This window comes from Halosimplex halobium, assembly GCF_051414055.1.
GTDB classification, from domain to species: domain Archaea; phylum Halobacteriota; class Halobacteria; order Halobacteriales; family Haloarculaceae; genus Halosimplex; species Halosimplex halobium.
The window spans coordinates 1-526 of record NZ_JBLKNX010000056.1; the positions used below are offsets into that span (position 1 = coordinate 1).

The window sequence follows — 526 nt, forward strand, 5'->3', positions numbered from 1 at the left end:
CATGAAACACTACCCGGTAGTGACTGCGACCCTCACTCCTGGCGGAGGACACCGGTAGCCGGGCAGTTTGACTGGGGCGGTACGCGCTTGAAAAGATATCGAGCGCGCCCCAAGTCCATCTCAGCCGTGTCGGAAACGCGGCGAAGAGTGCAAAAGCAAAAGATGGACTGACAGTGTTCTTCCCAACGAGGAACGCTGACGTGAAAGCGTGGTTTAGCGAACCAATTCGCCCGCTCGATGCGGGCCATTGCTGACAGAAAAGCTACCTTAGGGATAACAGAGTCGTCACTCGCAAGAGTACATATCGACCGAGTGGCTTGCTACCTCGATGTCGGTTCCCTCCATCCTGCCCGTGCAGAAGCGGGCAAGGGTGAGGTTGTTCGCCTATTAAAGGAGGTCGTGAGCTGGGTTTAGACCGTCGCGAGACAGGTCGGCTGCTATCTATTGGGGGTGTCATGGTATCTGACGGGAACGTCCGTATAGTACGAGAGGAACTACGGATGGTGGCCACTGGTGTACCGGTTGT

The 526-nt window shown here is 56.3% G+C and carries 1 rRNA gene; it reads left to right on the forward strand.

Features of this window, described 5'->3' with window-relative positions:
• Positions 1–526 (forward strand): 23S ribosomal RNA (locus ACMGFG_RS24250); the annotation flags it as partial.